This is a genomic window from Aeromonas sp. s1(2024), from assembly GCF_040908005.1.
GTDB classification, from domain to species: domain Bacteria; phylum Pseudomonadota; class Gammaproteobacteria; order Enterobacterales; family Aeromonadaceae; genus Aeromonas; species Aeromonas caviae.
Genome location: NZ_JBFOCW010000014.1, coordinates 172,777 through 192,068, shown reverse-complemented (window position 1 = coordinate 192,068; position 19,292 = coordinate 172,777). Strand labels below are relative to the sequence as shown.

Sequence of the window (19,292 nt, the reverse complement as noted above, 5' to 3'; positions counted from 1 at the left end):
CGGACCACCAAGGTACGCAGGCCGCAGAGCAACGGCTTTATCGAGCGGCTACATCGCACCCTGCTGGATGAACACTTCCGTATCAAGGGGAGGACAACCTGGTATGAGTCGGTAGAGCAGATGCAGACAGACCTGGACAGCTATCTGGATCACTACAACACCCAGCGGCCACATCAAGGCAGGATGATGGAAGGACAGACTCCCTACAGCATGTTCAAAAAGGGTCTGAAATTGATACCGAAGGAAGTGCGCACTAAAGTAGCGTAAACAAGACACCGGTTTGAGGCCGGTGTCAGGTGATAACTAGATCTGTACAAACCAGATTTTCAACTACACCCAACCAACTCGATTCTCGCTTCCTAGAATAGGAAACGGAGGCATCTTGCCATAATCGCAGTGATCTTTCTTTTCGTGAACTACTTTAGTGATAGCTATATCTGCACAATCATCGTAACTCTTTACAATGTCATTTAATCGGAGGTTACATCTCCAATATCAAACAGACCTAATTCTTTCTTATCCTTTGATTGATACCGAACAGTCGTTTTGTCACCCCATCTAATATCACCAATACGAGCATTAAATAAAAACTCATCCGGTTCTTCAGAGAAAAGGTGTTCATTAAGAAGCTCTTTACCATCATTATCTTTTATCACAATGAAACAGTTAAACGCTTCTTCATCATGACTTCCCACCAACTCAGCTGACATGCTTTTATTCCGACTTAACTTACGTTTTATTGTGTATAAATTCACAAAATTTTCTCGAACAACCATCTCGTACGCTTCATGAAAGGGGCTCTTCGGCCATCCTTCCATATCGCACAATGAAATAAGTGAGCTGTATAGTGCATCAAGAAGAAACCTTTTCTTGGCGATTATATTCAACCCCTCAAAATAGTCAAAATCGAACGTCTTATAATACTTAATCACTGAGCTACTTAACTCAGTGGTACCAACTCTTTCATCTGGCCCACAAAGTTTTACAACAACCCTATAAACACCATCTGTTTCTATAGGATCAAAGTGGCGCTCAAAATGGGCGCAAACACATCTGCTGAACAGCGTGAACTTTCGTGCCAAACTAAGTTCAAGTTTAAATGCCCACAAACTAAATTCTGTCAGTTTCATATCCATACAAACCTATATTGTTTGGCCTTTTTTGATCTGGCAGTTCATACTCTGGTTGGCGAATGCCTTCTTCAAAGTGGATTTTTCCTTCCTTGGATATTACTCCAAATTCAGTTGATGAGCCATCATCTTCAAGTTGATAATTGACTCCATGGGAAGCACTACTTTCATTAAGTCACTGACCGATGATGTCTTTCTTTTCACTATCGGTGTCCGCATTCTGAATCAGATAGAGAAACTGATTTTAAGTACTCATAATCGCATCTCAGTGTACTTCTTTTCAACTCAGCTGATTTCTCTTCCTTGACTGCAACACTAGTAGCCTCCCCAGCAAGCAGGTACGAAGGGGGCTGGCATCATCACGGTTATTCTTATTTTCCGAACAACGTCATTGACAAGATTTCTGATACCAGTTCGAGTGTTGGCAACATGCTCAGCAGATAATCGGCAAGATAAGATTGTGAGCAATCTTGACATACATAACTTTTCTTCCGGGTTGTAAGCTACCCTCAAAAAAAATGCATGAATATCATTCATGATTGATTACTCAAGATAACACTTCCATCACCTGTTCTCGGGTATGGGTGTAGTGACGTTTATTAGCAAACCACATTTTCTTTAGCGTTGGAATATCCAATAAGGAAGTCAGTTCTCCATCTTCAATGGTTGTGTCCCCTATAAAGATGATACTTTCTAATGATTGGCTGTGTGCAAGTGGCCTCAAAGATTTAACTGTCCCACAGTCAGTTAATACAATCTCTTTGAGGTTTTTTAGCTCACTCAAAATAGCTATATCATAAACTCTTTTACAGTTTTCAATTTCTACAATCTCTATCTGCTGACACTTATCTATGCCTGAAAGATCTTCTAGCTTAGGACAGTCGGCCAAATCTAGAATGGATAACGAGCTAAGTTCCTCTATTCCTGACAATGATTTTATTTTTTTGGAGGTTAGTTGTAGACGTCTTAATAAAGACATTCTATTAAGTTTTTTCAAGTTTTCTGAAGGATAGTTAACAATATTTAGCAGATTCAATTCATCACAAGAGAAAATCGTCTTCGCTTTAGGCCTCCAAAAAAGCTTAAGTACTTTTAATTTTTTTAGTTTGGAAAAATCAGGAGCCTTCGTAAACTCACACTGTAATCCTAAATATTCAAGATTACTGATAGACTCTAATGGAGTGATATCCTTGACACCCCAAGAATAAATTTCAACGCCAGAAAGAGAAGGCAAGTAATTTATAAATGAAATGTCACTTCCATTCCAGCCTGCGGATTGACTTAAACGGAGCACTGAAATATTTTCTTTATCGATTATTGATTTAAAACTATCCGACCAAGGAGCTGTCAAGACAAGGCAACGTCCCATTCCATTTTCAACCTCATCGATGAAATATTTTTCATTATTTATCAGGGGATTAGCTCCTATTTATACCAATGGGGTAAATATTGTTTGATACGTTTTGGAGAAATGGGCAAACATACCACCCACGGTTCTTAATTCGATGTTCCTCCGCCTACTCTTCATCTATCTTCCAAGTAAAATTCTGTAACATGAACATATTGATTACAGCCTAGCTAACTTTTACACTTATCTTAATAATCATAGGACTTAACAAATACTTATCGAAATATCAACTGACTCGAATCAATCATAATAGCCATTTTCAAAGACGATAATACTTTCAGCAGGTAATGATGTGTTGTCATCCGCATCAGGAGCGTATGCGCCAATACCCAACACATGGGATGTTAGCGAATCAGACTCTACTTCTAGATCTTTGTCTTTATCTGAAAGATACGTGATCAAGTCCTTGAAATGAATTTTTAGCAAGTCCATTTCTTCGAACTCTGGAACCGCTGGTTCAGTAAACTCTATCGCCTCCAAAACGCCAGAGGCGTTGTAATATGCGAACACGCCTAAATTCTCAAAGTAATCACATGGGAACACATACTCCTCCGTTCTTTTAAAAGAATCAAATACTTCCCCTAATAATAATCTCACTTGGTCAGGAGTCATGCCAAACTTGATTTTCCCTGCCCCCACAAAGGGGGAAATTAAAAATCGCATAAAATACTCTCACTTAAAAATCAGTCACATGCTACAGACACATTTCAGCATTTCGTTCTGGCATCATCTCTTTAATGGAGTATTTCAATGATGTATATCAAATGACTTTATTCATTCTTTTGGGCAAGCGCTTAGCCCGACAGGGCACTACACCACAGCAATAATTTGACCGTATTTAATCCAAAATAAAAACGCCCCAGGCGGGGCGTTGTTTTCATGGCGGCCATTACATGGCGTTGGTGGATTCGAAGATCTTGTCGGCCGACGCTTCGACGAAGCCAGGGTAGAGCACGCCGTCGGCCTGCGGGTAGCGCAGGGCAAACTCGTAAAAGCAGCTCGGGATGGTGCGCACGCCGTCGCTGAAGGGCACCTCGGCCTTGTCTGCCATGGTGGAGGATTGCTCCAGCATCACCTCGGGATCGCCCTTCACCTCGCCGCCAACGGTGTTGAGCACGAAGCCTGCCGCCTTGAGCGCCGCATTCACCTGCTGGATGGTGTCGAAGTCCTTCAGGCGGTTGATGTTGACGGTGAAGTGGTTGGCACGATAACCCCAGGCGGCCATCCAGGCGGCATACTCGCTCTCTGCCAGCAGGGTCTGGTAGTCGGTGTGAGAGACCTGCCAGGGCGCGCCGGCGTAGAGGAAGGCCGGGGTGTCGGTGAGGTGATCGGGTACCTGATCCACCAGCTTGTGGATGATGGCCTGGGCACCTTCGGAGAGCTCTTCCACCTTCAGCTCGCTGATGAACACCTTGGGCGCATCAGGATCTTTATGCTCGAAGTGTTTGGCATAGAGCTTCTTGGCCTTGAACACATACTCGCCCTTCTCTTCGTACCCCAGGGCGCGGAAGTGGGCCGCCAGTTTCTCGAGACCGAGCTTGGGCAGGTTGTAGGTCCGAAACGCCACGTGATCGTTGATGATGGGGGCACCGCCGCCCAGCAGTTGATGAACCTTGTGAGCACTGGGGGTGACCTGAATGTAGTTGTCCCACAGATGGCCAAACAGGGTGTCGATATCCTTTTGCATCTCTCTTTCCTTTGATTGCGGGTACAGACAGGGGCACCTGTTCAGTGCCCCTCTTTTATTTTCTTGTTATCAGAAGGTCAGACCGGGAGACAGCTGATCCGGCATAGCAGCCTTGCTGTCTTCGACGGAGGCGACCGGGTAAGCACAGTAGTCGGCGGCGTAGTAGGCGCTCGCTCTGTGGTTACCAGAGGCACCGATGCCGCCAAAGGGCGCGGCACTGGAGGCACCCGTGATGGGCTTGTTCCAGTTGACGATACCGGCACGGATGCGCTTGAAGAAGTGGTTCCAGTCCGCTTCATTGTCACCGAGCAGGCCGGCCGAGAGACCGAAGCTGGTGGCGTTCGCCTTCTCGATGGCCGCATCGAAGTCGTCGTAGCGAATGAGCTGCAGCAGCGGGCCGAAGTACTCCTCATCCGGCAGCGCGCTGACCGCGGTCACGTCTATGATGCCCGGGGAGACAAAGCCGGTGCCCGCTTCCAGGTGCTTGAGGGCAAGCAGGCTTTCACCACCGAGGCGCTGCAGGTTGGCTTGCGCCTCGACCATGCCGAGTGCGGCCTTCTCGCTGATCATGGCGCCCATGAACGGCTGCTCGGCGGCGTCATAGAGGCCGACCTTGATCTGGCCGACCACCTCCACCAGGCGCTTGACCAAGGCATCGCCCCGCTCGCCGCGCTCGACAAACAGACGGCGCGAGCAGGTGCAGCGCTGACCGGAGGTAATGAAGGCGGACTGCACGATGGCATGGACGGCGCCGTCGATGTCGCTCACATCTTTCACGATCAGCGGGTTGTTACCACCCATCTCCAGTGCCAGGATCTTGCCCGGCTGGCCGGCAAACTGCTGATGCAGGAAGTGGCCGGTACGGGAGGAGCCGGTGAAGAAGAGGCCGTCGATGTCCGTATTGCCCGCCAGCGCCTTGCCGGTGTCGACCTCCCCCTGCACCAGGTTGAGCACCCCCTTGGGCAGCCCCGCCTCCTGCCACACCTTGACCATGGCTTCAGCCACCATGGGGGTCAGCTCGGAAGGCTTGAACACGACCGCATTGCCGGCGATGAGCGCTGGCACAATGTGGCCGTTGGGCAGGTGGCCCGGGAAGTTGTAGGGGCCGAACACGGCCACGACGCCATGGGGCTTGTGGCGCACGAACGCCTTGGCGCCCGGCATGGGGTTTTCCACCGTACCGGTACGCTCGTCATGGGCACGGATGGAGATGGCAATCTTGCCCTGCATGGCCGCCACTTCAGTGCGGGTCTCCCACAGAGGCTTGCCGGTTTCACGGGCGATGGTCAGGGCCAGCGCCTCCTTGTGCTCGCCGAGCAGGTCGGCATAGCGGCGCACGATGGCAAGGCGCTCTTCAAGGACCAGATCGGACCAATGGTAGAAGGCCGTGCGGGCCGCCTTGACGGCAGCATCCACCTGGGACTGGCTTGCCGCCTCACCACGCCAGATCACCTCGTTTTTGGCCGGGTCGATGGATTCGAACGGCTTGCCTTCACCGGCCAGCCACTGGCCATCGATAAACTGGACTAAAGACATCATCAATTCACTCCCTGTGGGTACGCAGGCCGCCTCGGCAGCCTGTCTCAATGCTGTGCTGCGGGGCGGGTCAATCCAGATCGACGACGCGCACCATGTCGCCATTTTCCACCTTGAGGGCGGCCGCCATCTTGGGCGGAATGATGGCTTCGTGCTTGTCCAGATCGACCCGGATGTTGCCGTAGCAGGCGCGGTATTGCTCGAACCTGGTGTTGCAGATGAGGTAGGTATGGCCACCGATGGGCTCACCCACCAGCACCGCCAGCTTCTGGCTGCGGCGCACGCTGCGAATGTTCTTCACCTCGCACTCGACGGTGGGGCCGGCGTCGAAGATGTCGACATAACCGCGATTCACGAACCCCTCATCCTGCAGCATCTTGAGGGCAGGCCGGGTCTTTTCGTGGGTCTTGCCGATGACGGCGCGCGCCTCGTTGCTCAGCAGATTGACGTAGATGGGGTACTTGGGCATCAGCTCGGCGATGAAGCGCTTCTTGCCGATGCCAGTCAGATAGTCGACGGTGGGAAAATCCATCGAGAAGAAATGTTTTTGCAGCCACTCGTAGAAGGGGCTGTGGCCGTTGCCATCGGAGACACCACGCATCTCGGCAAAGACGGTACTGTCAAACAGCTCGGGGTGTTCGGCCATGAACAGGAAACGGTGCTTGGAGAGCAGACGGCCGTTGAGCCCCTCGCGAGCGCATTCACGCAGAAACAGGGTGCAGAGCTCGGAATTGCCGGTGTAGTCGTTGGAGAGGGTGAGGGTTTCCACGACATTGTAGATGCCGAGCTTGGGGGAGGAGTGCACCACCTTGCCGATGTGATAGTTGTAGAACGCCTGGGACAGGCCGACCGCCGCGTCGATGGCGCAGGTACCGACCATCTCCCCGGTCTCCAGATCCTCGGCCACGAAGAAATAGAGGCACTCGCCCTTGCCGGCGGGCTTGTCCAGGAAGGTCTGAGTCGAGGCATCGATCTTGCGTTGCAGCAGCTCGTCGTTGACCGGCAAGGATGTCATGCCGGTGCCGGATTCGATGGCACAGGTCTTGAGGCCGGCGAAGTCGCGCTGCTCGATAGGACGGATAACCAACATAAATGACAACTCCCTTTCATTGACGACAGGTGGGGTCCCGGCTCCTGCCGGGAGGGCTCCCCACCTCAATTTGGATCAGGCGTTGACCACCTGAGCGACCGCTTTCTCGAACCGTGCCAGCCCTTCCTTGATGTCCGCTTCCGGGATCACCAGGGAGGGGGCAAAACGCACCACGTTGGTACCGGCAACCAGCGCCATCAGGCCCTGATCGATGGAGGCGAGCAGGAAGTCTCGGGAGCGGCCCTTGAAGTCATCGTTGAGCACGGCGCCCAGCAGCAGGCCCTTGCCGCGCACTTCGCTGAAGCAGTGGTACTTGGCGTTGATGGCTTCCAGCCCTTCGCGGAACAGCTGCTCGCGCTGCTTGATGCCGCTCAGCACTGCCGGGATGTTGACCACGTCGATCACCGCCTCGGCCACGGCACACGCCAGCGGGTTGCCGCCGTAGGTGGAGCCGTGAGTGCCCACTTTCAGGTGGGAGGCGATCTCGGTGGTGGTCAGCATGGCCCCGATGGGGAAGCCGCCGCCCAGCGCCTTGGCGCTGGTGAGGATGTCCGGGGTGATGCCCAGACCCATATAGGCAAACAGCTCGCCGGTACGACCGACACCGGATTGCACTTCGTCATAGATCAGCAGGGCATTGTGCTTGTCGCACAACTCGCGCACACCCTTGGCAAACTCGTCGGTGGGGCTGATGATGCCACCCTCGCCCTGCAGCGGCTCCATCACCACGGCGCAGGTGTTGTCGGAGATGACGGCAGCCAGCTCCTCCAGGTTGTTGTAGGCGACGTGGGTGATGTCGGCAGGCTTGGGACCGAAGCCATCGGAGTAGGCAGCCTGGCCACCCACGCTGACGGTAAAGAAGGTACGGCCGTGGAAGCCCTGGTGGAAGGCGATGATCTGGGTCTTGTGGGCCCCGAACTTCTCGATGGCGTAGCGGCGGGCCAGCTTGAGGGCCGCTTCGTTCGCTTCGGCGCCGGAGTTGCAGAAATAGACCTTCTCGGCGAAGGTGGCGGCGACCAGTTTCTTGGCCAGGCGCAGGGCCGGCTCGTTGGTCATCACGTTGGAGAGGTGCCACAGCTTCTCACCCTGGGATTTCAGGGCCTCGACCAGTTTGGGATGGCAATGGCCCAGACCATTGACCGCGATCCCGCCCGCGAAATCCACATACTCGCGGCCTTCCTGATCCCAGACACGTGACCCCTCGCCGCGCACCGGGATGATTTTGGCCGGCGCATAGTTGGGAACCATCACTTCATCAAACACTTCACGTGTCACTGCCAACAACTCTGACATATTGCTCTCCTGCTATCTCGCGGCAGAATAATCCACCGCCCAAAAGTTAAATCCGTGTAAACGTGGCGGAATTATCACAGAAAAAAAGTAAAAAGTCTGTAACTTAACCGCCTATAAGGAACAATGTTCGATTGCCTTTGAGATTTTAGGCAACCGCATTGCATAACGGCTCAGGGGGTGTTGGCAAGAGATAATTTGGACAGGGAGGAGGGTGAATAAAGTCTCAGGGAAATTTTTTTTTGCCTCATGACGGTTTTGAGACAGACATCGCAATTTTTTTCAGGAAACGGCCAAAAAGTTGGCCAGCAACTGGTGCCCCTGTTCGCTCAAGATGCTTTCCGGATGGAACTGCACTCCCTCCAGCGCCAGTGTTTTATGCCGCAGCCCCATGATCTCGTCCTGGCTGCCGTCGGCATGTTCGCTCCAGGCGGTGACCTCGAAACAGTCGGGCAGCGACGCCGCCTCCACCACCAGAGAATGATAGCGGGTCACCCGCAGCGGGTTGTTGAGCCCCTTGAACACCCCCTCCCCTTTGTGACGGATGAGAGAAGTCTTGCCGTGCATCACCTGACGGGCACGCACCACCCGGGCACCAAAGGCCTGTGCCAGCGACTGATGGCCGAGACAGACACCGAGGATGGGGATCTCGCCGGCAAAACGGGAGATGGCGGCCAAAGAGATGCCCGCCTCGTTTGGCGTGCAGGGGCCGGGAGAGATCACCAGATGACGGGGGGCAAGCCGGGCTATCTCCTCCAGGCTCAGCTCATCGTTGCGCCTGACCACCACCTCTTGCCCCAGAGCGCCGAAGTATTGCACCAGGTTCCAGGTAAAGGAGTCGTAGTTGTCGATGAGTAGCAGCATGCAAACACCCTGGGAATAAGACAGAGACGGTGATCGGACAACCCGTTGCGAGCGCGGGCAGACAAACGCCGCGCATTCTGGCATGTCTCTTTGCGTTAATAAACCGGCGATCACCTCACCTGCTGTGCAGTCTGTTCGCTCTTCAATGGCGATCCGGGCCTGTCGACCCCACCCGGCGGTGGGCCTGTCCCCGACCGAGCAGCATCAGCCGCTCCATGTCAGGATGGCTAGGTAAAAGAGACGGGAGGCGACCGGGAAAAGGGCACAGGACGTGACAGGCAAATGGGAAGGAGTCACCTTGGCAAGGGCAGGCAACGGACCTCAGCGGTCCAGATAGCGGCCCTGTTCCAGTTCCCGTTCCCGCTGGCACTCGGCCAGATAGATGGCAGCCGCGATGGCCGGGGTCTTGTGGTGCTTGTCGATGGCGTTGGAGACCATCAACTGCAAGGTATTGAGGCTCTTGGCCTTGCGAAACTTGCGCAGCCAGTGACCCTTGTCACCCAACTCTTCACTCAGGGTTTGTGATTCGACAGACATGCTTTCTCTTGGGGCAAAGCCCGTGTTTGACATTGGGGAGGTTGCGACAAACCGGAAGGTGTAAAACAAAGAAAGCCAGGCATCCACCCAGCTCTCTTCTACTACACCTTCCCAGTATGTCAGGCTCGAGGAACGAAGCCGACGACATCATATACGCTGATCAGGGTTTTTTCAGCCCTTTCACGCGCCTTTTGTGCGCCAGCCGCCAAAATGGCCTGCAGATGGGCCTCATCCTGACGCAGCTCGCGGAAGCGCGCCTGGATGGGTTCCAGCAAGGCGACCACGGCATCGGCCGTTTCACTCTTGAGGTGGCCGTACATCTTGCCTTCGAAGTGTTGCTCCAGCTCCGGGATGGAGCGGCCGGTCACACCGGACATCAGGGTCAGCAGATTGGAGACCCCCGGCTTGTTTTCAGGATCAAAACGCACCACGGCCGGCTCGTCGGAGTCAGTCATCGCCCGCTTGATCTTCTTGACGATCTGCTTGGGATCTTCCAGCAAGCCGATGAAGTTGGCCTCGTTGTCGTCGGACTTGGACATCTTCTTGGTCGGGTCCTGCAGGCTCATCACCCGGGCCCCTTCGGTCGGAATGAAGGGTTCCGGCAGGGTGAAGACTTCGCCATAGAGGTTGTTGAAGCGGGTGCAGATGTCGCGGGTCAGCTCCAGATGCTGCTTCTGGTCATTGCCAACCGGCACCTGATTAGCCTGATAAAGCAGAATGTCGGCCGCCATCAGCACCGGATAACCGAACAGGCCGACGTTGACGTTGTTCTCGAAACGGGCGGACTTGTCCTTGAACTGGGTCATGCGCGACAGCTCGCCCATCTGGGTGTAGCAGTTCAGGATCCAGCCGAGCTCGGCGTGCTGGGGCACGTGGGACTGGATGAAGACGGTGCTCTTGGCCGGGTCGATGCCCACCGCCAGATAGAGGGCGGCTGCGTCGAGGCACGCCTTGCGCAAGGCGGCCGGATCCTGGCGGGTGGTGATGGCGTGCAAATCGACGATGCAATAGAGGCAGTCGAAGTCATCCTGCATGCTGACCCACTGACGCAGGGCGCCCATGTAGTTGCCGATGGTCAGCTGGCCCGAGGGTTGGGCACCGCTCAATACGATTGGTTTAGTCATCAGAGTAGTAATCCTTGTTATCCGCCAGCCCGGTCTGGATCAGACCAGCAGGGCGTCGAGTTCGGCAAACTGCTCGCAAACCCAGTCGGGGCGGGAGTCTGCGATAGGGCGGCCATAGTTGTAGCCATAGGTGAGCCCCACCACCTTCATACCGGCGGCCTGGGCGGCCAGCACGTCATTTTCGGAATCCCCCACCATCAGGGTGCGGGACGGGCTGACACCCAGCTCGTGGCAGGCGTGCAGCAGCGGCTCCGGGCTCGGCTTCTTCACGGGTACGCAGTTGCCCCCGAGCCAGAGTGCGAAACAGTCGCTGATGCCGAGGGCCTCCAGAATGGGCTGCACGAAGTGACTGGGTTTGTTGGTCACCACGGCCTGCTGGTAACCCAGCCCCTGCAGACGGCGCAGGCTCCGGGCCACTCCGTCATACATGGCCAGGCCTTCCAGCAGACAGGCCTGATAGTGACGGTCGAACAGGGGGCGGGCCTTGGCAAACTGCTCCGGGGCGTCGCGGTAATCGAGAGCCCGCTGGATCAGCTTGTCGGCGCCGTTGCCGACCCAGGTACGCACCACGGCCTCGTCGGCCTCGGCCAACCCCAGCTCCGCCAGGGTACGGTTGACCGCCAGCGCCAGTTGCGGGGCGCTGTCAATCAGCGTGCCATCCAGATCGAACAGCACCAGGTCAAAGGGGCGATCAGCGACGGACATGGGCAAGCTCCGCGCGCATCTGGTCGATCACCGCCTTGTAATCCGGCTTGCCGAAGATGGCAGAGCCCGCCACGAACATGTCGGCACCCGCCTCGGCAATCTCGCGAATGTTGTCGACCTTGACCCCACCATCGATTTCCAGGCGAATGTCGCGGCCGCTCTCGTCGATCAGGCGGCGCACCTGGCGCAGCTTGTCGAGGGTGCCGGGGATGAAGCTCTGACCGCCAAAGCCCGGGTTGACAGACATCAGCAGGATCACGTCCAGCTTGTCCATCACGTACTCCAGGCAGCTGAGCGGGGTCGCGGGGTTCAGCACCAGACCGGCCTGGCAACCCTGCTCCTTGATGAGGCCCAGGGTGCGATCCACGTGATCGGAGGCTTCCGGGTGGAAGGTGATCAGGCTGGCACCGGCCTTGGCAAAATCAGGCACGATGCGATCCACCGGCTTGACCATCAGGTGCACGTCGATGAGCGCTTCGATGCCGTAATCGCGCAGCGCCTGACAGACCATGGGGCCGATGGTCAGGTTGGGGACATAATGGTTGTCCATCACATCGAAATGGACCACGTCGGCCCCGGCGGCCAGCACCTTGGCCACATCCTCACCCAGACGGGCAAAGTCGGCGGAGAGGATAGAGGGGGCAATCAGAAAGTCTTTCATCAGCGTCATCCATTGGCAGCGTGGCAGAAAAAACGGCGCAATTTTATCGTAAAAGGGCGATGAAAACGACCCGCATCTACAGAACACGCCGCTCCGGCACCATGGCTGGCACACGATGCCAGGCGCGGCTCACGGAATGCCAGCGGCAGCATCAGAAATGACAACGGCCCCCTCAGGGACCGTTGTTCACTCAGCTGGCGGCAACCAGCTCCGCCTCACCGGGATAATAGCCCTGTTCGGGCTCGATGCCGGGCGGATAGAGCGCCAGCAGCTCGGCCACCTTGTTGCGACCACCGCCGTTGCGGCTGATGGTACGCTTGACCAGGATCTCGTCGAGCCGGGCGCCACGATAGAGCTCGCGGGTCAACTCGATGTCATGGTTGCTGATGAGCACGGGCACCCCTTTATGGGCGGCGGTGTGGCGAGCCAGCCTGGCCAGCAGCGCCTGATCGTCCAGGGTGAAACCGCCTGCCGAATAGGTGGTGAAACTCGCCGTGGTGGAGAGGGGGGCATAGGGCGGATCGCAGTAGATCACCCAGTCTTCCTCTGCACGGGCCATGGCGTCGGCATAGCTTTCGCAGATGAACGTCGCCTTCTGCGCCTTCTCGGCAAACGCCCACAGCTCTTTCTCCGGGAAGTAGGGTTTCTTGTAGGAACCGAAGGGAACGTTGAACCCCCCCTTCTTGTTGTAACGGCACAAGCCGTTGAAACCATGGCGATTCAAAAACAGGAACAACTGAGCCCGTTCAAACCCGGCAGCGGTCTGGTTGAACTGGGTACGCAGCCGATAATAGGCGGTCTTGTGGTTGTGCTCGGCCACGAACAGCTTGCGGGCCTCGCTGATGAAGCTGTCCGGCTGCTGCTTGAGGTGGTTGTAGAGGCCAATAAGATCCGGATTGATGTCGTTGAGCACATAAGCGTCGTAATCCGTGTTGAGAAACACGGATCCCGCCCCGACGAAGGGCTCCAGCAACACACGCCCGGCCGGCAAACGCTCGGCGATCTCTTCGACCAGGGAGTATTTTCCCCCGGCCCATTTTAAAAACGCGCGTGTTTTTTTCATGGAAGTCCGGTGTTGACAAGGCTATGCCCAAAAAAGGGGGGTGATTCTACCCCCTTCTTCGGGTGGCTGGCTATTGCTTCAATTCTTTTTGTATCTGGGCGAATGACTTGGGCCAGGGTTGTCCCTTGAGCAAGGCAGGCGACAGCTTGCGAATGGCCGCCTTGGCCTGGGCACTGCTGGCGTAGTCTCCCTGCACCACTACATACCAGGGACTGCCACGGAAACGGGTCTTGTAAACCCACACCTTGCCCGCCAAGCCATGCTCGGCCACAAAGCTGTCTACCGCCTTGGTGTTGCTCGCCCCCATCAACTGGATGCTGTAGTGATTCTTCGGCTTCTTGTTGAGAGTCGCCACCGGCGTCAACGCCACCTTGGCCGCTGGGGCCGCGACCGGCGCTGTCTGCGCGCCACTGGCCGGTTGAGCCTCTGTCCGGGCGGGGACACTGTTCGGGGCCGGATTCTTGACCTGGGCCGTCGTTCCGGTCGGGACCGCACGGGAACCGCTCCCCACCAGCTCATCCACCACGGCCGTGGGCAAGGCGCCGCTGACGTTCGGCTGGTTCATCAATTTCTCGACCACTTCGTCGGAGATGACGACCCGGCGCCCCTCATAGTTGGTTGACTCCGTGGTGACCGTCTCGCTCTCGACCTTCTTGGGCAAGGGCTTGGCATCGGACTGCCAATCGCGGGCAACCTGATTCCCTGACGGGATGGCAGTGGCGCCACTGCTCGTCTGAGTACTCAAGGCCCCGCTCGCCGCACCGACGTTCACAGGATCGCTTGAGACGGGATCGGGCAACGCCGTCCCCTGGGACGGTGCCTGGGCGGGGTCCTGGCCTGCATTGTCGAACAGGGGCAGATAGCTCAAGGCCAGCAACCCGCCCGCCACCAGGGCAAGCACGATCGCTATCTTCTTGACGGGCAACTCGGCCTGACGTTTCTTGGGCCTTCTGTCGGTCATGGTATCCTCCAGTAACTGCATGATGGCTGACGGATGTCCGCCCGCCCCATTCAGGATCTCTTCCACTTTCGGCTTGGGCAAGAGGGCTGTCGGGATCTTGAGCTCTTTGGCCTTCTCATACAAGAAGATACGTTGCTCAGGAGCGCTCAGTGGCGCGACTTCCAGCTCGAGGGCTGGCATGGCTCGTCCCTTGAGGAGCGCCTTCTGGTTGCGACACCAGGCGTCATCACCCGAGAGCAGGATGGCCAGTTTATGAGGAGATGCCAGGGTATCGTTGTGACGACAGAGCGCCCACAACTCCCCCACCAGCTCGGCAGGCAAGGTATCGGCACGTTCGATGATGAGCAGCAGTTTGGCAGGCTTGTCACCCACCATGCGAAAGAAGCTGTCCGCCAGGGCATCCTGCGCGTTGAACAGGGGACGTACCACTACCTGCTGCAGCAGCAACTGGCGCACATCCGCCATCTTCATGGACGGGCTGCCGATGAGGCTGGCCACCCGCACCGCATCGGGCAGTTGGGCAAGCAGCGACTCGCACAATGTGCCACGGCCACTGCCTGGCTTGCCGGAGAGAAAAACAAAGGGGTGGTTGAACTCGATCAGGTGCAGCAGCCGGTCAACCAACTGCCGCTGAGAAGGCAGTTTGAGCAATTTATTAGTGGTCACGACCAGACTCGATCACCGCCATCAATTGCTCGTCTGTCACATCGGCCACGACCTGGGCCTGTCCGATCCCGATCGGCAGCACCAGCCTCAGTTTGCCTTCCAGCACCTTCTTGTCACGGCGCATATGGCGAATGAAGGCGGCAAAATCCATATCGGACGGTGCCTTGACCGGCAAATCGGCGGCCAACAGCAGCTCGCGGACTCGTGCCACCTCTTTCGCCGTCATGTCGCCACGGGCCAGGGCCGTCTCGGCCGCCAGCATGGTTCCCGCCGCCACGGCTTCACCGTGCAGCCAGTTGCCATAACCCTTCTCCGCCTCGATGGCATGGCCGAAGGTATGTCCCAGGTTCAGCAAGGCGCGCACGCCGTGCTCGGTCTCGTCCTGACCGACCACATCGGCCTTGATCTCGCAGCAGCGGCGAATGGCATAGGAGAGTGCATCACCGTCGAGGCGCTGCAGGCGGGTCATGTTGGTTTCAAGCCAGGAGAAGAAGGCGGCATCCCAGATGATGCCGTATTTGATCACCTCGGCCATGCCGGCGGCAAATTCCCGGGCAGGCAGGGTCTTGAGGCAGTCGGTATCGATGATCACATGCTTGGGCTGATAGAAGGCACCCACCATGTTCTTGCCGAGGGGATGGTTGACGGCGGTCTTGCCGCCGACGGAAGAGTCAACCTGGGAGAGCAGCGTGGTAGGCACCTGAATAAACGGAATGCCTCGTTGGTAGCTTGCCGCAGCAAAGCCGACAACATCGCCTATCACACCGCCCCCCAGAGCGATCAGAGTGGTATCACGACCATGACTGGTTTCCAGCAGAGCAGACATGATCCGCTCGAAGGTCGCCAGGGTTTTGTAGGCCTCGCCATCGGGCAGGATCAGGTGTTCCACCTGAAAACCGGACAGCAACTGAATGACCTGTTCAAGATACAGGGGCGCGACCACGGTATTGGTCACTATCATGACCCGCTTGCCCTTGATCGTCTGCGCCAGTACCTCGGGGCGTTGCAGCAGACCGGCAGCTATCTCTATCGGGTAGCTGCGTTCACCCAGTTCGACCTTCAACCTTTCCATGGACGTCCTCTAATGAATTACATACCAATCAACTTGACGATTTGATTAGCGACAACTTTGGCACTCTGGTCATCCGTCTGGATGACAAAATCGGCAACCTCTTCGTACAGGGCGTTGCGCTCTTGCGCAAGACGCTCAAGCACTTCACGGGGCGGCTCTTCGGTTTGCAGCAAGGGACGACGCTTGTCTCTCTGGGTTCGCGCCAATTGCTTTTCAATGGTGGTTTCGAGGTAGACCACGATGCCGCGTGCGGAGAGTTTGTTGCGGGTTTCACGGCTCTTGATGGCACCGCCACCCGTTGCCAGCACGATACCCTGCTGTTCGGCGAGCTCACCGATCACCTTCTCTTCGCGGATCCGGAAGCCTTCTTCGCCTTCAACATCGAACACCCAGCCGATATCGGCACCACTGCGGCGCTCAATCTCATGATCTGAGTCGAAAAACTCCATGTGCAGTTGTTCTGCCAGATGTCTACCTATGGTGCTCTTGCCCGCACCCATGGGACCTATCAGGAAAATATTGCGTTTCTCAGCCATGTCTTTTCGTTAGTAATTACAAACTGTATGGCCCCGGTAAACACTCGACCGGGGTACCTATGAACCTTATCTTGCGTTGGATCAGGAGGGGGATTATCTCAGTAGAAACCAGGACTGGCAACCGCAGCCCTTACGCCCCAGCCTCATCGGGGCGTAAGGTTATATGTGTTTTACTCTCACAAGTAAAGTTTTCAGAGGGCGTCGGTCACTATCCTCGGGGTCACGAAGATCAGCAGTTCACGCTTCTTGTTTTCACTGGTGGTTTTCTTGAACAGATAGCCCAACCCGGGGATATCCCCCAGCAGCGGCACCTTACTGACATCGCTCTTGATGGTCTGTTGATAGATGCCGCCAAGCACCAGAGTTTCACCGTTGTTGACCAACACCTGGGTGGTGATGGACTGGGCGTTGATGGACACCGCATCCCCGGTTCCGGTCGGCACGGTTTCCCCCTTGGTATCCTGAGTCACGGTCAAGTCCAGGATCACCCTGTTGTCCGGGGTGATCTGCGGCGTGACCTTGAGGCTCAGTACCGCCTTCTTAAAGGTGACCGAGGTCGCCCCGCTGGAAGAGGACTCCACATAGGGGATCTCGGTCCCCTGCTCGATCAGGGCCGGCTTCTGGTTGGCCGTGGTGACACGCGGACTGGCGATGATCTCGGCCTTGCTCTCCTTTTCCAGAGCCGAGAGCTCAAGATCCAAAAGGGTGCCATTGGCAAGACGGGCAACCTGGAACGCCAGCGTGCCGGCCGCGTTGGTCACCGGCAGGTTGACGTTGAGTCTGTCTTCTACGTTGGGGCGAGTGATGGTGGAACTGCCATCATTGTTTCCGGCGCCATCATTACCCTCTATGGTGCCCGAGGTGCCGTTGCCATGACCGTCTGTCTTGGTCACCCCCCAGCGCACCCCCAGAGCCTCATCGAAACCATCATCAATGGTCACCATGCGCGCCTCGATCACCACCTGCTTGACCGGGATATCGAGGATATCCAGCATCCGCTTGACGTTGCTGATGACATCCGCCGTGTCCTTGACCACCAGCACGTTGGTACGTTCATCCACGCTGACCGCCCCTCTGGGGGAGAGCAGCTTGGTACTCTCGGAGGAGAGCAGGGCCGCCACTTCCGATGCCTTGGCATAGTTGATCTGCAGATACTCGGTGTAGAGGGGAGCGAGATCCGCCACCTGGTTGCGGCTCTCCATCTGCTGTTTCTCGCGAGCGGCAATCTCGTCCGCCGGCGCCACCAGCAGGATGTTGTTGTCCAGCCGTTTGTCCAGCCCTCTGACCTTGAGGATGATGTCCAGCGCCTGCTCCCAGGGCACGCCATCGAGACGCAGCGTGATGTTGCCGGAGACCGAGTCCGTGGTCACCAGATTCAGATTGTTGAAATCGGCGATGATCTGCAGCACGGTACGAACAGGAATATCCTGGAAGTTCAATGAGATGGGCTTGCCTTGGTACTGCTTCGCTGCCGTGGTGGCCACCCGTTTTTTCACCTCGATGATGAACATCTTGTCGGCCTGATCGTAACGGTAGTCAAATTGGCCGTTCACCGAGAGCTCGAACAGGGTGTCATTGCCCTGGCGGAACACCTCCACTTGGGAGACCGGGGTAGCAAAGTCCTGCACATTGATGAGGTTGAGCTGATCATCAGGCACCCGGGTACCGTGGAACTTGGCCAGCACTTTCTGACCACGGCTGCTGACATCCACCGCCGCCGAACTGTTGTCCAGCGTCACGAGGAATTCCCCCTGCCCCTCCTTGCCACGGCGAAAATCCACGCCCTTGACCGAGTTGAAGTAGGCGCCACCCATGTTTGCCTGAGGCACGGACAACACCGGCTTGCCGGGGGCAACGGGCGAAGGAGCCACAGTAGGTGTGGAAGCCATGGCCGGCTGAGCCTGATACTGGGACTGGTTCTGGGCAACTCGCTGGGTGTCAATCAGCGCAGATTGGGTCACCGGCTGGCTTCTGACGAGCGCAGACTGGCTGGCTGCAACAGGCGCCGCCGAGGAAGCGACCGGCTGCCCTGCGTTGTCTCCCAGCGCCACCAGCAATTTATTGCCCTGCTGATGGACCTGATAGGGGGTGAGCTGATCGAGGGCGATCTTGATGTCGAGCCCCTGCCCCTTCCCCTCCACCAGGAGGTTGTTCACCCCTTGCTGCTTGATGGGCAGGGGATTGACCGTCAGGGCACCGATGGCCCCGGGTACGTGCAGCAGAAGCTGATTGGGTTCATAGGTCAACCTGTCCGTAAAACCGCTGACCGGTTCGCTGAAGCTGAGCTCCAGCAGGAGTTGATCGGCCAGCAGGGGATTCACCTTGACCTCCTGCAACGCGGGTACTGCCCACACCTGAGTGCATCCGCCCAGCCACAGCAGCGCCACACCGGTCATCCTTCTTATTGTTGTTCTCATCTCTGCTCATCCCTGATCATAGTTTTGCGTCGAGATTGGCCATGGCCAGCTGGGTTTCTCGGGTGACCCAGCATCCTTTGCCATCCGGTACCGTCTCCATCAAGTCAACATGCGTGTTCGTTATCTTGATGACCCTGCCCTGATCCAGCCCCATGTGCTGGTTGAGCCCGACGCGCACGGCTTGCCCGTCCGGGGTTTTGATCAATGCCCACAACTGCCCCTGCTTGCCGATGGAGCCTTTCATGCTCAGGCTGGCAAGCGAGTAGCGTTCCAGCACCTCCTTTTCCCGATTGGCCACTATCTGGGCACAGTCCGGCTTGGCCTTGGCATCCAGCCTGGAACTGGTTTCCGGCTGGGGTGCAATGAACGGACTACGCTGATCGCTGCGTTGATAGACCATGGGAGAGAAGGGCTTTATCTCCGGCAAAGATTCGATCGGTACCGGCTTTCTGGCCTTGGTCTGTTTGACATACTCATCCATGTCCTCCTGTCCCCCACAGGCCGTCAACAGCAGCGCCGACAAGAGAAGTACGCCCGCTCTCATG

The 19,292-nt window shown here is 56.5% G+C and carries 19 protein-coding genes; 1 reads left to right on the top strand and 18 read right to left on the bottom strand.

What is annotated here, in order from left to right; all coding sequences use genetic code 11:
• On the top strand, positions 1–267 hold a 267-nt coding region (locus AB5Y70_RS04065; protein WP_368175937.1), incomplete at its 5' end, for an integrase core domain-containing protein.
• Between the two features lie 203 nt (positions 268–470).
• Here AB5Y70_RS04065 and AB5Y70_RS04060 read toward each other — a convergent pair.
• The 18 genes from AB5Y70_RS04060 to AB5Y70_RS03975 form a co-directional block, all read right to left on the bottom strand.
• Positions 471–1,130 carry a hypothetical protein gene (locus AB5Y70_RS04060; protein WP_130627530.1) on the bottom strand — a complete coding sequence of 220 codons (660 nt, stop codon included), beginning with the start codon at positions 1,128–1,130 and terminating at the stop codon, positions 471–473.
• A 547-nt stretch (positions 1,131–1,677) separates the two neighbouring features.
• The gene (locus AB5Y70_RS04055) at positions 1,678–2,499 is read right to left on the bottom strand and encodes a leucine-rich repeat domain-containing protein (protein ID WP_127904511.1); all 822 of its coding nucleotides are present in this window, start codon (positions 2,497–2,499) and stop codon (positions 1,678–1,680) included.
• Between the two features lie 279 nt (positions 2,500–2,778).
• Entirely contained in the window at positions 2,779–3,201 is a 423-nt protein-coding gene (locus AB5Y70_RS04050) for a hypothetical protein (protein WP_043155955.1), read from the bottom strand.
• A gap of 226 nt (positions 3,202–3,427) precedes the next feature.
• Complete coding sequence (locus tag AB5Y70_RS04045; protein WP_039039589.1) at positions 3,428–4,225, bottom strand: DUF1338 domain-containing protein; 798 nt, start codon at positions 4,223–4,225, stop codon at positions 3,428–3,430.
• 69 nt (positions 4,226–4,294) lie between these two features.
• Positions 4,295–5,764, bottom strand: coding sequence for a succinylglutamate-semialdehyde dehydrogenase (gene astD / locus AB5Y70_RS04040; RefSeq protein ID WP_043155956.1), 1,470 nt, complete (start codon positions 5,762–5,764; stop codon positions 4,295–4,297).
• Positions 5,765–5,831: 67 nt separating this feature from the next.
• The gene (gene astA, locus AB5Y70_RS04035; protein ID WP_039039587.1) at positions 5,832–6,851 is read right to left on the bottom strand and encodes an arginine N-succinyltransferase; all 1,020 of its coding nucleotides are present in this window, start codon (positions 6,849–6,851) and stop codon (positions 5,832–5,834) included.
• Positions 6,852–6,926: 75 nt separating this feature from the next.
• On the bottom strand, positions 6,927–8,144 hold the full coding sequence (locus AB5Y70_RS04030; protein WP_043155957.1) for an aspartate aminotransferase family protein: 1,218 nt from the start codon (positions 8,142–8,144) through the stop codon (positions 6,927–6,929).
• Between the two features lie 279 nt (positions 8,145–8,423).
• Positions 8,424–9,005, bottom strand: coding sequence for an aminodeoxychorismate synthase component II (locus AB5Y70_RS04025; protein ID WP_041215622.1), 582 nt, complete (start codon positions 9,003–9,005; stop codon positions 8,424–8,426).
• 321 nt (positions 9,006–9,326) lie between these two features.
• Positions 9,327–9,542 (bottom strand): hypothetical protein, encoded by a 216-nt coding sequence (locus AB5Y70_RS04020; protein ID WP_010673831.1) that lies wholly within the window; start codon positions 9,540–9,542, stop codon positions 9,327–9,329.
• Positions 9,543–9,661: 119 nt separating this feature from the next.
• Positions 9,662–10,666 carry a tryptophan--tRNA ligase gene (trpS, locus tag AB5Y70_RS04015; protein ID WP_010673830.1) on the bottom strand — a complete coding sequence of 335 codons (1,005 nt, stop codon included), beginning with the start codon at positions 10,664–10,666 and terminating at the stop codon, positions 9,662–9,664.
• A gap of 39 nt (positions 10,667–10,705) precedes the next feature.
• Positions 10,706–11,371 carry a phosphoglycolate phosphatase gene (locus tag AB5Y70_RS04010; protein WP_049636543.1) on the bottom strand — a complete coding sequence of 222 codons (666 nt, stop codon included), beginning with the start codon at positions 11,369–11,371 and terminating at the stop codon, positions 10,706–10,708.
• Positions 11,358–12,032 (bottom strand): ribulose-phosphate 3-epimerase, encoded by a 675-nt coding sequence (rpe, locus tag AB5Y70_RS04005; protein ID WP_041212569.1) that lies wholly within the window; start codon positions 12,030–12,032, stop codon positions 11,358–11,360. The genes AB5Y70_RS04010 and rpe overlap by 14 nt, the downstream gene beginning before the upstream one ends.
• A 190-nt stretch (positions 12,033–12,222) precedes the next feature.
• On the bottom strand, positions 12,223–13,095 hold the full coding sequence (locus AB5Y70_RS04000) for a Dam family site-specific DNA-(adenine-N6)-methyltransferase (RefSeq protein ID WP_049636544.1): 873 nt from the start codon (positions 13,093–13,095) through the stop codon (positions 12,223–12,225).
• Positions 13,096–13,165: 70 nt separating this feature from the next.
• Positions 13,166–14,722, bottom strand: coding sequence for an SPOR domain-containing protein (locus AB5Y70_RS03995; protein WP_049636545.1), 1,557 nt, complete (start codon positions 14,720–14,722; stop codon positions 13,166–13,168).
• Entirely contained in the window at positions 14,712–15,794 is a 1,083-nt protein-coding gene (gene aroB, locus AB5Y70_RS03990) for a 3-dehydroquinate synthase (protein ID WP_049636546.1), read from the bottom strand. Before aroB ends, AB5Y70_RS03995 begins: the two co-directional genes overlap by 11 nt.
• A 17-nt stretch (positions 15,795–15,811) precedes the next feature.
• Entirely contained in the window at positions 15,812–16,330 is a 519-nt protein-coding gene (gene aroK, locus AB5Y70_RS03985; RefSeq protein WP_010673824.1) for a shikimate kinase AroK, read from the bottom strand.
• Between the two features lie 191 nt (positions 16,331–16,521).
• On the bottom strand, positions 16,522–18,747 hold the full coding sequence (locus AB5Y70_RS03980) for a type IV pilus secretin PilQ (RefSeq protein WP_043155963.1): 2,226 nt from the start codon (positions 18,745–18,747) through the stop codon (positions 16,522–16,524).
• Positions 18,748–18,763: 16 nt separating this feature from the next.
• Positions 18,764–19,291, bottom strand: coding sequence for a pilus assembly protein PilP (locus tag AB5Y70_RS03975; protein ID WP_029314119.1), 528 nt, complete (start codon positions 19,289–19,291; stop codon positions 18,764–18,766).
• Position 19,292: the final 1 nt, after the last annotated feature.